Genomic DNA, 13,749 nt, shown 5'->3' on the forward strand with positions numbered 1-13,749 from the left:
CTGCATGACCAAGGCCGCACGTCACAGCAACCGTTCGGGCTACCGATGAGAGACCGGCGTTGCGCTCTCGGTTCAGGCGCGGGCTCCGGCAAACCGGGCTCCTGGGAGCAACGAACTACAACGCCAGAACCGCTCGAGCGTCACGACGTCCAACCCTAGCGCTTTCGACCATCTTGATCAATGGGCGGTTGGCGTCAAGATACAAGGGCTCAAGCCATGTCGTTGAACACCGGTGGCGCAAGAACGCCCTCCCCCCAGTCCACCAATGCGCGAGCCGCGTGAAAATCTCGGCCAAACGGCCAAAGCTGTAAATGCCACACAACTCAAGCTTGACGCCGCGGATGCGGGTAGCGAGGCCTAAGAATGTGCGCACTGCTCCACGCACCGTTGCGCAGCCAAATCGATCTTCCTCTCACTTCCGAAGACGCACCATCTTCAGAAGTTGGCGCTCTCGCCCGGTTTTAACGGCAGCACCTTTGTGACAGCACCGCCGCCGACCGCCTGCACATAGTCCTCCGGCCGACCCTTGCCCAGCGGATTCGCCCCGTAGTGCATGGGGATCACCCAACGCGGACGCAGCCACTCGCGCGTGGCGAACGCGGCGTCCTTGGCGTCCATCGTGAAGTGCCCGCCGATGGGCATCAGCACCAGGTCGGGCTTGTAGTAGTCGGCGATGAACTTCATGTCGCCGAACAGCCCGGTGTCGCCCATGTGGTAGATCCGAAAGCCGTTCTCCAGCTCGATGATGTAGCCGACCGGCTCGCCAGCGGGGTACGGCTCGTCCTTGCCGGTGCTGGCGTTCTTCCACACCAGGATGCTGGAATGCTCGGCGCGCACCGCCGTGACCTTGATGCCCTGTGCCGGCTCCACGGTGCCGCTCTTGTTGAAGCGCGGTGCCAGGTTGGGCGGCAAGATGCCCAGCAGGTTCACGGTCTGGTTCATGTCGCCCGGCGCGTACATGGGCACCTGGTTCAGCTGCGCGAGCGCCGGCGCATCGGCGAAGTGGTCGCCATGGGCGTGCGTGACGAGCAGCACGTCGACCTTGCCCAGCGCGGCCAGGTCCTTGTACTTTGCCGGGGTCAACGGGTTCTGGCGCAGCCAGGGGTCGGTCACGATGACCTTGCCGCCGGGCGACGTGATGCGGAACGCGGCCTGGCCCAGCCACAGCACTTCGGTCAGGCCCTGCTCCGGCGCCCGCGGCGCCGTGGGGATCTGCGCGCATCCCCAGGGAAGCACCAACGCCACCGCCATCATCTTGCACCAGCGCACCACGTTCTTCTGCAACATCTCAGTCTCCTGGTTGGTATCAATCCACGCTGACTTTGGCGGTTTTGACCACGGACTCCCAGCGCACCCTGTCCTTCTCGATCAAAGCACCGAAGGCCTGCGGCGTGATCGGCATCGGATCGGCTCCCTCGCTGACCAGCCGCGCTCGCACGCCCTCGCTGGCAAGTGCCTGGTTGACCAGGGTGTTGAGGGTCTGCAGCACGGCGCCCGGCGTGCCGGCTGGCGCGACCAGGCCATACCACTGGTCGGCCTCGAAGCCGCCGGTGCCCGCCAGGCCGGTCTCGGCCACGGTGGGCACGTCCGGCAACTGAGGCAGGCGGCGCGGGCTGGACACGGCCAGGGCCTTCATGCCGCCCGACTTGATGTGTGGCAGCAGCGCCGGCGCGCCCGTGAACAGCAATTGCACCTGACCGCCCAGCAGGTCGTTGACCGACGGCGCCGTGCCCTTGTAGGGTACGTGCAGCGCCTGCAGACCGGTCTGCAGCTTGATGTACTCCATGGTCAGGTGCGCCGCACTGCCGTTGCCGCCCGAGCCATAGGCCAGCGCACCGGGCTTGGCCTTGCTGTACGCCACGAGCTCGGCCAGGCTGGACGCCGGCACGCCCGGGTGTACCACCAGCACGTTGGGCACGCGCGCCACCGCGGCCACGGGCGCAAAGGCTTTCAGTGGCTCGAAGCGCAGCTTGGGGTACAGCGCCGGGTTGACCGCCAGCGTGCCGGTGTGGCCCATGAACAGCGTGTGGCCGTCGGCCGGGGAACGCGCGGCGCGCTCGGAGGCCAGCGTGCCGCCGGCACCTGGAAGGTTTTCGACCACGACGGGCTGCTTCCAGCCGCGGCCCAGCTCCTGGCCGATGGCCCGCGCCAGGATGTCGCTGGAGCCACCGGGCGTGAACGGCACCAGGATGCGCACTGGCCGGGCGGGAAAGTCCTCAGCGGCCCGGGCAGGTCCCAGGCTGGCCAGCAGCGGAACGCCCAGCCAGCCGATGGCACGGCGGCGGGACGGCGTGAAAAGCAGCGTCATGCGGTTCCTTCGACCATCAGTCCGGCTTGATGCCGGTCTCGCTCACGAGCTTCTGGTAACGCTCGCGCTCCGAGCGTACCAGTGCAGCGAACTGCGCACTGGTCCCCGGAGTGACCTCGCCACCCACGCTGGTCATGCGCTCGCGCACCTCCGCGGTGGCAAGGGCCTTCTGCAGCTCTGCCTGCAACTTGGTGAGAACCGCGGGCGGCGTGCTGGCAGGCGCCACGAGGCCGTACCAGACCGATGCCTCGAAGCCGGGATAGCCCGACTCGGCGATCGTCGGCACGTCCGGGAAGATGCTGGTGCGCGCCGCACTCAGGGCCGCCAGCACCTTGAGCTTGCCGCTCTTGACGTGCGGCAGCGCTTCCAGCGCGTTCACGGCCACCAGAGGCACCTGGCCACCGATGGTGTCGGTGATGGCCTGCGCACCACCACGGTAGGGAACGTGCTGCAGCGCAATGCCGGCGGCCTTGGCGAACAGCTCGACCGCCATGTGCGGCGTGGCGCCGTTGCCCGGGCTCGCGAACGCGATGCTGCGCGGCTTGGCCTTGGCTGCGACGATCAGCTGCGCGATGTCGTTGTAGGGCACGGACGGATTCGCCGCGATCACGACAGGGACACGGCCGACCTGCCCGATCAGCGCGAGGTCGCGTTCCGCATCGAACGGCGCGGGCTGGTACAGCGCCATGTTGGCGGCCAGCGCATTGGCTGCCAGCATCAAGGTGTAGCCGTCTGGCGGAGCCGAGATGACGGACTTCACGGCAATGTTGGTGCCGGCACCCGGTTTGTTCTCCACGATGATGGGTTGGCCCATGCTGGTGGACATACTCTGGCCGACGGTGCGGGCGACGATGTCCACCGCGCCGCCTGCGGAATAGCCGACCACCAGCCGGATCGGCTTGTCGGGATAGCTTTGTGCCAGGGCGCCGGAGACGGCAATGGCTGCGCCCGCGGCCAGCAATGCGCGGCGCAGGATGGAAAGGTTCTTGGGCATGGATGCTCCTTGGAAAATGGTTCTAGGGGGCGGCAGTACCGCGCAGGCCCGCGCGGCCGACGATCGCGGCCAGCGTGCCGTCCTCGCGCACGGTGGCGGCGAACTTCTCCAGCGCCGGCAGCGCGGCCTGGCGCCCCTTCGGGATCGCCATGGCCATGTGTTCCAGGCCCCAGCGGCCATCGAGCACGCGCGCGCCCGGAACCTGGTCGGCGAGCTCGTACAGGATGGCCTTGTTGGTGGCGAAGGCATCGAGCTGGCCGTCGCGCAACTGCGCGGCCGCCTGCTGCAGCGAGGCCTGCGGCACGACCTGTGCCTGGCGGAACTGGCGGCCCAGCGCGGTCTGGGACGAACTGCCCTGGCTCACGCCGACGCGCACGCCGGCCTGGTCGATGCCGTCCATCCGGTCCACGCGGCTGCCGCGCGGCACCAGGTAGCCCAGCTCCAGGTTGAGCAGCGGCGCGCTGAAGTCCACGAGCTGCGCGCGCGCCGGGGATGCATTGGTGACGGTGAAATCGACCTTCCCCTGGCGGACGGCCTCCACCACCTCGGCCACGCGCGGGTACTCGACGGCCTGCACGGGAACGCCCAGCCACTGGCCGAGGCGCTGGCCCATCTCCAGGGCCACACCGGCGCGGCGGCCCTGCGAGTCGACCACCAGAGAGGTCGGGCTGCCCAGGTAGACACCCACGCGCAGCGTGCCGGTCGGCGCCAGCACACTCCGTTCGGGTGGCGACGCCGACGGTGCGGCGCATCCCCCCACCAGCAAGGCGGCCAGTCCGCCCCACAGCAGGCGGCGGCGTGCGGTGTGGATCAGCGCGCGCATCCCTGTTCCTTTTCCTTCGCTTGCGCCAGCAGGCGGTCCGCGTAGACCTGCCAGGGGTCCTTGGGGCCAACGCCGTCGAACAGTCCTGCTTTGGCCTGCTGTGCCACACCGGCCTGCTTGTGGGCGATGGCCGACGCCATCAGCGGCTCGATGCCGGCCTCGCGCACGGTCGCCGCGGCCTCGAACATCTCCTCCGCGCGGCGCTTGCCATGCTGCACCACGCGGCTGAAGAAGTAGCTGCCCTGTTGCGCCCAGTCGATCTGCGGGAAGGTCTCCTGCAGCGTCGGCAGCACGTGCTCTTCCACGCCGTAGTGGCGCGCCGTGGTGTAGCTCTCGATCACCAGCGCCTCCAGCCCCTTGATCATGACGCTGCGGCTCATCTTGATGGCCGAGGCGACGCCGTAGCGCTCGCTCACCACGCTGGCGTCCATGCCCCAGGCTTGCAGCGTGTCGGCCATGGCAGCGGCATGCAGGCCGCTCAGCAGCAGCGGCACGCGGATGCCATAGGGCGGCACGGAGGTCATCACGCCCGCCTCCACGTAGGCCACGCCCACGGCCTGCAGCCCGGCCGCGGCCTGCATCTTGGTCCCGGGGGATGCCGAGTTCAGATCCAGGTAGCGCGTTCCGGCTCGCGCATGGCGGGCCGCCTCCTGCGCCACGGTCAGCGTGCTGGACGCGGTGACGGCCGAGATCAGCAGATCGGCCCGCGCGCACAGCGCGGCCATGCCGTCCATCGGCACGACACCGTCGGCCCGCGCGGCAGCGGCGTGCTGCCCATCGGCAAAGCGCAGGTCCCAGGCCACGACGGCGTCCACGCCGGACTGCACGCGCAGCTGCCGGCCGAAGATGCCGCCGACCTCGCCATATCCGATCAGCCCCAAGGTGATTCCCATGTTCGATCTCTCCAGTTGGAAGTGCAAGCGCGGCTGGCAGCGTCAGAAGCCGTACAGCCGCGCGGGGTTGTCGACCAGCAGACGCTGCAGCACGGCGGCGTCGCCGTAGTGCGCCAGCAGGTCGACCAGGTCGCCGTCGTCGGGCATCTCGCGCACATTGGGATGCGGCCAGTCCGTGCCCCAGACGCAGCGGTGCGGCGCCGCTTGCAGCAGCTGGCGCGCAAACGGCACCGCATCGTCGTAGGGAAAGCCGCCGCCCTGGGCCAGATGGGTCGAGATGCGTTCCGGTCCGCTGAGCTTGACCCAGGCCCGCGCGTCCGCCAACAGGCCGAGCAAAGCGAGGCAGGCCTCCTGCTCCAGGCCGGCCGCCACCGGCGTGCGGCCCATGTGGTCGATCGCGTAGGCGCACGGCATGCTGTGCAGCATCGGCAGATGGTCGAGCAGGTCTTGCGCGCTGAAGTGCAGTTCCAGGTGCCAGCCCAGCCGCTCGACGCGTTCAGCCAGGCGCAGCACGGCGGCGGGATCGGGCGCGTCGTTCAGGTGCCGGATGAAGTTGAAGCGCACGCCGCGCACACCGCCCGCGTGCAGCGCGTGCAACTCGGCATCGCCGACGTCGGGGCGCACCAGCGCGATACCGCGGTGGTCCTGCGGCGCGCGGCTGATCGCGTCCAGCACCGCGGCATTGTCGTGGCCGTGCACGGTGGCCTGAACGTACACGGCGCGTTGGACGCCCAGCAAGCCGTGCAGCGCCTGCACCCGCTCCACCGGTGCATCGTCGGGCGTGTACGGACGATGCGGCACGAAGGCGAAACGCGCCGCCGGGCCGTAGACATGCACATGCGTATCGCAACTGCCGGGCGGCAGCGTGAGCCGGGGCCGGCGCGGATGGCGCTTGGGCGGCGGAACCTGGGGACCGGCCATCTGCGTCACTCGGGCCGGATGCCGGCCACGCGCACGGCTTCGCGCGAGCGCTCCAGATCGGCGCGCAGCATGGCGCCGAAGGCCGCGGCCTGACGCTCCTGCGGACCGGCGGCGGTGAGGCCCAGGCTCTGCAGGCGTTCGACGAGCTCTGGCGCGGCCAGCGCCTGCTCGGCCAGCGCCTGCAGCTTGCGCAGCGCAGCGGCGGGCGTCGCGGCCGGCGCCAGCAGTCCGACATAGCTGTTGGCCGTGAACCCCGGCGCCCCACTTTCGCCAAAGGTCGGCAGTTCCGGCGCCAGCGGACTGCGCGCCGCCGCGGCGATGGCCAGGATCCGCGCCTTGCCGGTGCGGTGCAGCGGCAAGGCCGTCGAGAACTCCATCGAGATCGCCTGAATCGCTCCGCCCAGCAGATCGGGCACCGGGGAGTTGCCGCCGCGGTAAGGCACGTGCTGCAGCCGGGCGCCCGTGGCGGCATTCAGGCGTTCCATCGTCAGGTGGGTCGCGCTGCCCACGCCGGAAGAACCGCAGCTGAGCGCCTGGCGCTGGCTCAGTGCAACCAGGTCTTGCAGGCTTCTGGCCTGCAGCTCGTTCTGGACCAGCAGCACATGCGGGACCACGCCAGCCAGCGCCACGGGTTCGAAATCCTGCAAGCCATAGGCCAGCTTGGCCTGTACGAATGGATTGATGGTCAACGGGCCATTGGAGCCCACCAGCAGCGTGTAGCCGTCGGCCTGGCCCTTGGCCACCGTCGTCGCGCCCAGGCTGCCACCGGCGCCCGGGCGGTTGTCCACCACCACCGGCTGTCCGAGCAACGGCGCCAGGGCGTGGGCCAGCAAGCGTCCCACCCCGTCGACATTGCCGCCGGCGCCGAACGGCACGACCAAGCGGACCGGACGATCCGGATAGGTGGTGTCCGCGCGTGCCGGCCATGCGTTGAACGCCAGCAGCGGTAGCGCACGCACCAGGCCGCGCCTGCGGTGGTCGATTGTCATGCTTGTCTCCTATTGGTGGTGCAAGGCAGGCCAAGGCACGCCCCGTATGGCCCATTCTTTGGGCAGCCGTCAGATCCGGGGTTGCTTTCTGCAACACTGGGCGTTCGAATCCATTGATCGCCCTACCCCATGACCATCCTGCGCCTGCTCCATGTTTTCGCGGCCGTCGCCCAGGCTGGCAGTGTGCGTTCCGCCTCCGATGCGGTGCGGCGCGCGCCCTCCGCGGTCAGCCGTTCGATCGCGCAGCTCGAGCATGCGCTGGGTGTTCCCCTGTTCGAACGCCGTGGTCTGGGCATGGCGCTGACGGTGGCGGGCCAAGTGGCCTTGGACCGTTGGCAATCGATCGACGCGGAGCTTGCGCCCGTCATCGACGAAGCCAGGCAAGGGCGCGTACGCGTACCGCCGGCATCGGTGCAGGAAGCTCTGCTGGACGACCGCCGGCTCCGCGCGGCCTCGTTGTTGGCCGAGATGCAGCACATGCCTGCCGTCGCATTGCGCCTGGGCGTGACGCAGCCCGCCGTTAGCGCCGCGCTCTCGCGGCTGGAGCAGGCGCTGGGCGAGCGCCTGTTCCTGCGCACGCCGCGCGGTCTGCTGCCGAGCGCAGTGGGCCTGCGTTGGCTTATCCGCTTTGACCGAGTGCTGGCGGCACTGCGACATCTGGAGGACGACATCGCTGCCACCACGGGCCGTCTGCAGGGTCTGGTCACCGTGGGCGCGCTTCCGCTGGCCCGCGTGCAGTTGCTGCCGCACGCCGTGGCCAGCGTGCTGGAGCGACACCCCGGCTTGCGCGTCCATTCGCTGGAGAGCCCGTACGAAGACCTATGCGCCGGCCTGCTTGCCGGCAAGCTGGACTTCATCGTGGGCGCACTGCGGCCTTCCGCCGACAAGGCGTTGACCAGCGAGACGCTGTTCACCGAGCAGCTCGGCGTGATCGCGTCGACCCGGCATCCGCTGGCGAGACGTCGCCGCCTGACCCTGGCCGACCTGCGCGGTTGGCCCTGGGTCCTGTCACGGCCTGGTACACCGCTGCGCGAGTCACTGGCGCAGCACTTTCTGGCACACGGCGAGCCAGCACCCCACGCGACGGTGGAGACCGGCGACCAGGCCCTCGTGCGCGGCCTGTTGCTGCAGGGTCAGATGCTGACCGTGCTGTCGGCTCACCAGTTGCGGCACGAGATCGAGGGCGGTCAACTGTGCACATTGCCGATCACCCTGGACGGGCTGACGCGCCGGATCGGCATCACGCTGCGCGCGGGCGCGCGCCTGGCGCCGACGGCCCTGGCGCTAATCGCGTCAATCCGCACGATCGCCGCGACAGACGGTACTGCCGAAATCGCTTGAGGCCGTTCACGCCTCAGAGACGTCAGCACTTTCGACGTCGCCATGAAAATTGACTTCAAACGATCCGCATCCACTTGCAGGTCTTGTCAAAGCGAAGGGGGTCCAGCAGGAACTCTGGATCGGCATCCTCTTCATCACATCACGATGTGCGCGTCGCAAGCCAGATCTGCGATCGGGTCATCTTCATGCACCAGGGGCGCATCGTGGAGCAAGGTCCAGCGCATGAGGTACTGATGCATCCTCGCGAGGCCTACACGCGCGCGCTGCTCGCAGCCGTACCAGACTGGGACAGGACGGTCAAGCCTGGCGCTTGAAAGCGCCTCTGCGTGGCTGCGCCGAAGCCCGGGCACGCAGGAAGAGACCGACCACGAGCCAACGGACTTCCACTGGACGCACCGCTTCGGCCCCCGCGAGCCGAGCGGTGTGGCTCGTGGTCGTTCAGAAGGGATACTTGACCGGTTCCTCGATCACGCTGATCCACTGCGCCTCGGTGAACTCGTCGATGTTTGCAGGCCCTCCGAAGCGTCCCCCGTTCCCCGAGGCGCCCATCCCACCGAAGGGGACGTGGAACTCGTTGTTTACGGTCTGATCATTCACGTGGACCATGCCGGTCTTCAAGCGCAGCGCCATGGCGACCCCACGGCCTGTCTTCGCCGTGTGGATGGCGGCCGTGAGGCCGAACGGGGAGCTGTTCACAAGCTGCACGGCCTCTTCATCCGTGTCGAACACAGTGATAGGTGCGACCGGACCAAAGATTTCCTCGGTGAAGGCCGGCATCAATGGGCTGACGTGCGACAGGACTGTAGGCCAGTAGTACTGGCCGTCCTTGCGCGCGCCGACCAGCACCTTGGCCCCCTGGTCGACGGAGTCCCGGACGATCTTTTCGATCCGATCCAACTGCCTGGAATTGATGATCGGACCAAGGTCGACGGGACCGGAAGCTGGGTCGCCGACCCGCAGCTTGGATGCACGCGCGGTCAGCAACTCGGCGTAGCGTTGCGCAACGCTGCGGTGCACGAGATGGCGACCTGCTTGCATGCAGATCTGACCTTGGTGAAGGAACGCTCCCCAGGCGCCGCTCGAGGCGGCTGCTTCCAAGTCGGCATCGTCCAGCACGACGAAGGCATTGTTGCCACCAAGCTCAAGGCAGCACTTCTTCAGCAGGCCACCGCAGGTCTGGCCAATCCGCCTCCCGACCGCCGTAGAGCCGGTGAACGAGATCATCCGAATGCCCGGATGCTGCACGATGGCTTCACCCGTCTCTGCGCCACCCGGCAGCACGCTCAGGACGCCTGGCGGTAGACCAGCGTCGGCGAACAGCTCTCCGAGCAGGATACCCCCCACCACGGGCGTCTGAGGGTCTGGCTTGAGAATGACGGAGTTTCCGAGGGCGATGGCCGGAGCGATCGAGCGCATCGACAACAGCAGCGGAAAGTTCCACGGTGAGATGACCCCGACCACACCGATGGGAACACGGCGCCACTGGTTCTGCCGCCCCGGTACGGACGAGGGAAACAGCTGGCCGATGGCGTGCATCGGGAGCGCTGCGGCCATGGAGAGCTGCTCCCGCGCCGCGTTGAACTCCCAGCCGGCCTTCAGCCCGGCGGACCCGGCTTCTCGACTGAGCCAGCCAACGAACTTGTCGGCTCTCTCTGCAAGAAGTTGTTCCGCTTTTCGCAGAACCGCTGCACGCTGGTCAAACGGCGTCTGGGCCCATCCTACTTGGGCGGCGCCAGCGAAATCCGCCGCGATCGCGACGTCCTCGACATCGGCGACACCGGGCCGGCACAGAAGCTCGTTGGTGGCAGGCGCCCTGACCTCGAGGAACCCTCCACGCGCGGGCCGCCACGAATCGATCAGTACCTTTCCCTCCCAGGGATGTTGAACGGCATCTGCTTGCATGAACTGTCTCCAGAGAAATGGTTGGTTGATTGCGCGGCTGAGGTTCGCCGCGCAACGAGGCTTGAGCAAGGGCCGTACCACTGTGGAGCTCACGGGCACAGGCCAGTCTTTCCCCAGTGAAGGAACCACGTTGCATGCGCTCACACCACCTGCAGTCCCGGCGGACGCACGCAGCTTGTGTCTCGAACTGAGACCGAATGTCTCGGCATGGAACATGCCGAGACGCAACGCTGTGCCCAGCCAACAACGGGCTGGCGACATCGAAGGCTGGCAGCACGAGAAGCTGGGGACATATCTGATTGACCCCGCTCGAAGAGCCAGCTATTTATCCGGGACCATGCAACAGCCATTCGCCCCATCCCAAAGAACGTTGGCAACTCCCCGGCCAACGTACCGCCCGAACGACATATGGAAAGCGCGGAACGCGTTTTTCGACACGGGGACATCTCTCGGCGACCTCGTCGATGACGGAGTGCTCCACTCCTGGAGTCGATGCGTCCGAATGGGTTGCGGCGCGGACGATCAGATCGACTTTCAGCCCATCGGGCGTTCGCTCGTCGCCGAGTTGTTCGACTCGAATCACCAACTGATGGAAGCAGCCCGACCGGAGCTTGTCTCGCTGGCCGACGCACTGGGCGGCGCCGGCTATGCCGTCTTGCTAACGGATCCTCGTGGCAATGCTCTCGCTGTGGACGGCGCGCTCACGCAAAGAAGCAGCCTGCTTCAGCGTGCTCTGCGTGTCGGCGTAGACCTATCCGAGGAAGCCATCGGAACCAGCGCGATGTCGGTTGCGCTCCATGACCGGCGCCCTGCGCGCGTGCTTGGCGCCGAGCACTTCTACTCGGAGATCCAGACCTTCCACTGCAGCGCAGTCCCCATCTTCGATCCCCAGGGACTCATCGTCGGTGCCCTCGATGTGAGCCGCGACATTCCGGCCAAGGTGGATTGCACGCTCTGGCACGCCGCCCGATGCGCCAGGAGGATCGAACGCCGCCTGTTTCTGGAGCTGCCGGCGCAGTTCCTGTTGGAGCTCGACACCTGCAATGCTTTATCCGATGTCTCGGATGACAGCGGTGCCTGGATCGCGCTAGATGAGTCGGGTCGATGCACCTACGCCAGCGTAACGGCTCGCTACCTTCTTGGTTGCGCCGAACCGGGTGCCTTACCGGACTTCGAGGCGATCTCGGCCGAGAGCTTCAGCAGTTGGGCAACGAAGTTTCGACGCTCCGCGTGTTCCTCGATTCGGCTTCTGAACGGCGTGCAGCTTCAAGTGCGCGAACTCAGGGCATCGAGGCTGCCACACCATGACCGACGACCGACCGCCCCCCCGGTCAGAACGCAGGACCGACCGGAGCGGAGCCTGAGTCTGGGCGACACGCGCATGAATGCGTTGTTCGACAAGGGCCTGCGCGCCGCGCGCGCAGGCCTTCCGATCCTGGTGGCCGGTGAGACCGGGACGGGCAAGGAGTTTATGGCACGCGCTCTGCACGCCTCGGGTCCACGTGCCAGCAGGCCCTTTATCGCCGTCAACTGTGCCGGCATTCCACTGGAGCTTCAGGCAAGCGAGCTCTTCGGCTACGAGGAAGGTGCGTTCACCGGCTCCAAGAAGAGCGGCTTCATTGGGAAGATCCAGGCAGCACAGGGAGGAACGCTGTTCCTCGACGAGATTGGGGACACGCCGCTTTCGCTTCAGGTGGCACTGCTTAGATTTCTCGATTCTGGGGAGATCTTTCCACTTGGCGCGAGGCAGGCGCGAAAGGTCGATGTGTCAGTGGTCTGCGCGACACATAGAAGCTTGAACGAGCTGGTGCGCAACGGAACATTCAGGGAAGATTTTCTGCACCGAATATCGGGTTACACGATGCGGCTGCTTCCGCTCAGGGAGCGCTCAGACTTCCACGCTGTTCTCGACACTGTGCTTGAGACGCATGGGTTGCACCCGTCCTGTGCGTCCGCGGTCCTGCGCGAGCAGCTCAAGGCGTTTCCTTGGCCGGGGAACGTGCGCCAACTCTCGCACGCTGTCCTTCGCGCCGCCGCATTTCGAGAGGGAGAAGAGCTGGCGTTCGCCGACTTCGAACTTGGTCCGCTCGTGAAAGGCGGTCAGGCAGCTCAATCGCACCGCGATCTTCGCGACCTCGTTGCCCGAACCATCGATGACGTCATCGCAGAGAGCGATGGATCTGTCGCAATCGCCGCGAAGAAGCTGGGAGTCGGACGGGCGACGATCTACAGAAGGCTGAAGCAGAGGAAGGCCTAGCTCTACTGGTTCAAGCGCGCAGGTGTCGTTACGCTCGCCGAAAACGACGTCCACTTGGCTCTGCCTGGCGCTCTGCGCCGAACCCATTGGCTCCACCTCGGTGGAGCGTCTTCGAAAGGTCGGCGCCGACTGCCTAGGAAGCTTCCTAGGCCTCCAACGGTCGAATCCGTCGGTGCTCTACACGAGTCCAGAGGTCGTCCCAGAATTGCAGCCAGACCTGACCGTAATCATCGGCCAGGCGGCAGGCTCTCCTGTCGTCGGTCGGCGTCATCGCATGCATCAACGCGAACGCCACATCCTCCTGATGGTCGTCGTCGAACGCACGGGTCTCGGCATCGGCCGTTGTGCCGTGGACGAAATAGTAGCCACGGGTGACGTCGATGCCCACATGTGCCGCGGCCTTGCGCATGGCAGGACAGATAACCATCGCCGTCTCCTCGGTCGACGCCAGCACGACGAGGAGCCCGAGATAGTCCGAGAACTGGGATTCGATGAACAGTCGTACTCTCCGCGCACCGTCGGACTCCGAGTACGCGGCCCGCGCGTCCGCATCGACCCCGAGTTCAGACAGGACTTCGTCGAACATGCAGAAGTGCGCGGCCCAAGGATGTCCACGAAAGTAGCTTTCCTCGCCGATACCCGGCTTGTAGCCGAACTCGTCAAGCAGGTTGAGCGACAAGAGGAATCGGACAACCATGTGGCTCGCAGGTCCGAACCTCGATTCCAGCGTGCGCGACTGCAACTGCGCAGCAAGTATCGCGTCGGTGAAAACCGTCACCACCGCATTGCGAAACTCCAGATGGATCTCAGCCAGGGTGTCACGATCGAACGCACCATCCCTCAAGGCATCGAGGATCGGGTGGGTGAAGATCCTCTGCGACTTGATGCGTCGGATGAAGCCGGCTGCAAAGTTCCTGTTCCTGGTAGCTGTCTCTTGCCCGAGTTGGTCAATCAGGATTCGACGTGCAGCGGCCCGGGGGCTGAAGAAGTAGTCATCCGTCGACGCACATTCTGAGTTCATGAATAGGTCCTCCAGTAAAAGGCAACGAGGACATGCGCTGGATGCCGCCGGGCCTGAAGGTACGGTTCGCCTGACGCGCGAGGCAGTGGCCTCCGATGCAGAAATCGAACCGCGACGGATTCAATGCTCAAGACAAGCCGTCACCGCCAGATCAACAGACACAGTCCAACAACGCAAGTCACATCGAAGTTTATCGAACGTGATAGCCATCGAATCCGGATTTACCCTGCCCGAAGCCGCCGTGACCACTGCGCCATGCACGATTCCGTTCGTACCCTCTCATCGGCCCAGCGTGCCAGT

At 66.5% G+C, this 13,749-nt stretch carries 12 protein-coding genes; 3 read left to right on the forward strand and 9 right to left on the reverse strand.

Annotation, left to right across the window (positions count from 1 at the left end):
- Positions 1–435 precede the first annotated feature (435 nt).
- The 7 genes from DES41_RS23195 to DES41_RS23225 are packed head-to-tail and all read right to left on the reverse strand — an operon-like array spanning position 436 to position 6,928.
- Positions 436–1,287 carry a metal-dependent hydrolase gene (locus tag DES41_RS23195; protein ID WP_245965841.1) on the reverse strand — a complete coding sequence of 284 codons (852 nt, stop codon included), beginning with the start codon at positions 1,285–1,287 and terminating at the stop codon, positions 436–438.
- A 19-nt stretch (positions 1,288–1,306) separates the two neighbouring features.
- On the reverse strand, positions 1,307–2,308 hold the full coding sequence (locus tag DES41_RS23200) for a Bug family tripartite tricarboxylate transporter substrate binding protein (RefSeq protein ID WP_114470052.1): 1,002 nt from the start codon (positions 2,306–2,308) through the stop codon (positions 1,307–1,309).
- 16 nt (positions 2,309–2,324) lie between these two features.
- A complete protein-coding gene (locus DES41_RS23205; protein ID WP_114470053.1) occupies positions 2,325–3,302 on the reverse strand; it encodes a Bug family tripartite tricarboxylate transporter substrate binding protein in 978 nt (325 codons plus the stop codon).
- A gap of 22 nt (positions 3,303–3,324) precedes the next feature.
- A complete protein-coding gene (locus DES41_RS23210; RefSeq protein WP_114470054.1) occupies positions 3,325–4,125 on the reverse strand; it encodes a transporter substrate-binding domain-containing protein in 801 nt (266 codons plus the stop codon).
- Positions 4,113–5,018, reverse strand: a complete 906-nt coding sequence (locus DES41_RS23215) for an NAD(P)-dependent oxidoreductase (protein WP_114470055.1) — start codon at positions 5,016–5,018, stop codon at positions 4,113–4,115. Before DES41_RS23215 ends, DES41_RS23210 begins: the two co-directional genes overlap by 13 nt.
- Before the next feature lie 42 nt (positions 5,019–5,060).
- A complete protein-coding gene (locus tag DES41_RS23220; RefSeq protein ID WP_114470412.1) occupies positions 5,061–5,939 on the reverse strand; it encodes an amidohydrolase family protein in 879 nt (292 codons plus the stop codon).
- A gap of 5 nt (positions 5,940–5,944) precedes the next feature.
- Entirely contained in the window at positions 5,945–6,928 is a 984-nt protein-coding gene (locus tag DES41_RS23225; protein ID WP_114470056.1) for a Bug family tripartite tricarboxylate transporter substrate binding protein, read from the reverse strand.
- A 129-nt stretch (positions 6,929–7,057) separates the two neighbouring features.
- On the opposite strand from DES41_RS23225, the gene DES41_RS23230 reads away from it, so the two are divergent.
- Both DES41_RS23230 and DES41_RS39880 read left to right on the forward strand, forming a co-directional pair.
- Positions 7,058–8,269: a LysR family transcriptional regulator gene (locus tag DES41_RS23230; protein WP_114470057.1), complete on the forward strand. Its 1,212-nt coding sequence runs from the start codon at positions 7,058–7,060 to the stop codon at positions 8,267–8,269.
- A gap of 233 nt (positions 8,270–8,502) precedes the next feature.
- Positions 8,503–8,583 (forward strand): hypothetical protein, encoded by an 81-nt coding sequence (locus DES41_RS39880; protein WP_425466391.1) that lies wholly within the window; start codon positions 8,503–8,505, stop codon positions 8,581–8,583.
- Positions 8,584–8,707: 124 nt separating this feature from the next.
- Here the strand turns inward: DES41_RS39880 and DES41_RS23240 are convergent, their stop codons facing one another.
- Entirely contained in the window at positions 8,708–10,171 is a 1,464-nt protein-coding gene (locus DES41_RS23240; protein ID WP_114470058.1) for an aldehyde dehydrogenase family protein, read from the reverse strand.
- 337 nt (positions 10,172–10,508) lie between these two features.
- Between DES41_RS23240 and DES41_RS23245 the strand changes: the two genes are divergently transcribed.
- Positions 10,509–12,428 carry a sigma-54-dependent Fis family transcriptional regulator gene (locus DES41_RS23245; RefSeq protein WP_114470413.1) on the forward strand — a complete coding sequence of 640 codons (1,920 nt, stop codon included), beginning with the start codon at positions 10,509–10,511 and terminating at the stop codon, positions 12,426–12,428.
- Positions 12,429–12,573: 145 nt separating this feature from the next.
- Here the strand turns inward: DES41_RS23245 and DES41_RS23250 are convergent, their stop codons facing one another.
- Positions 12,574–13,449 (reverse strand): hypothetical protein, encoded by an 876-nt coding sequence (locus DES41_RS23250; RefSeq protein WP_114470059.1) that lies wholly within the window; start codon positions 13,447–13,449, stop codon positions 12,574–12,576.
- Positions 13,450–13,749 lie beyond the last annotated feature (300 nt).

The organism is Pseudorhodoferax soli, assembly GCF_003337555.1.
Lineage (GTDB): Bacteria > Pseudomonadota > Gammaproteobacteria > Burkholderiales > Burkholderiaceae_C > Pseudorhodoferax > Pseudorhodoferax soli.

What these genes read in the sequence shown, in the direction of transcription:
- DES41_RS23215 (WP_114470055.1), bottom strand. Translation starts at nt 5,018, where the DNA reads ATGGGAATCACCTTGGGGCTGATCGGATATGGCGAGGTCGGCGGCATC.
- DES41_RS23200 (WP_114470052.1), bottom strand. Translation starts at nt 2,308, where the DNA reads ATGACGCTGCTTTTCACGCCGTCCCGCCGCCGTGCCATCGGCTGGCTG.
- DES41_RS23210 (WP_114470054.1), bottom strand. Translation starts at nt 4,125, where the DNA reads ATGCGCGCGCTGATCCACACCGCACGCCGCCGCCTGCTGTGGGGCGGA.
- DES41_RS23225 (WP_114470056.1), bottom strand. Translation starts at nt 6,928, where the DNA reads ATGACAATCGACCACCGCAGGCGCGGCCTGGTGCGTGCGCTACCGCTG.
- DES41_RS23195 (WP_245965841.1), bottom strand. Translation starts at nt 1,287, where the DNA reads ATGTTGCAGAAGAACGTGGTGCGCTGGTGCAAGATGATGGCGGTGGCG.
- DES41_RS23205 (WP_114470053.1), bottom strand. Translation starts at nt 3,302, where the DNA reads ATGCCCAAGAACCTTTCCATCCTGCGCCGCGCATTGCTGGCCGCGGGC.
- DES41_RS23250 (WP_114470059.1), bottom strand. Translation starts at nt 13,449, where the DNA reads ATGAACTCAGAATGTGCGTCGACGGATGACTACTTCTTCAGCCCCCGG.
- DES41_RS23240 (WP_114470058.1), bottom strand. Translation starts at nt 10,171, where the DNA reads ATGCAAGCAGATGCCGTTCAACATCCCTGGGAGGGAAAGGTACTGATC.
- DES41_RS39880 (WP_425466391.1), top strand. Translation starts at nt 8,503, where the DNA reads ATGCATCCTCGCGAGGCCTACACGCGCGCGCTGCTCGCAGCCGTACCA.
- DES41_RS23230 (WP_114470057.1), top strand. Translation starts at nt 7,058, where the DNA reads ATGACCATCCTGCGCCTGCTCCATGTTTTCGCGGCCGTCGCCCAGGCT.
- DES41_RS23245 (WP_114470413.1), top strand. Translation starts at nt 10,509, where the DNA reads ATGCAACAGCCATTCGCCCCATCCCAAAGAACGTTGGCAACTCCCCGG.
- DES41_RS23220 (WP_114470412.1), bottom strand. Translation starts at nt 5,939, where the DNA reads ATGGCCGGTCCCCAGGTTCCGCCGCCCAAGCGCCATCCGCGCCGGCCC.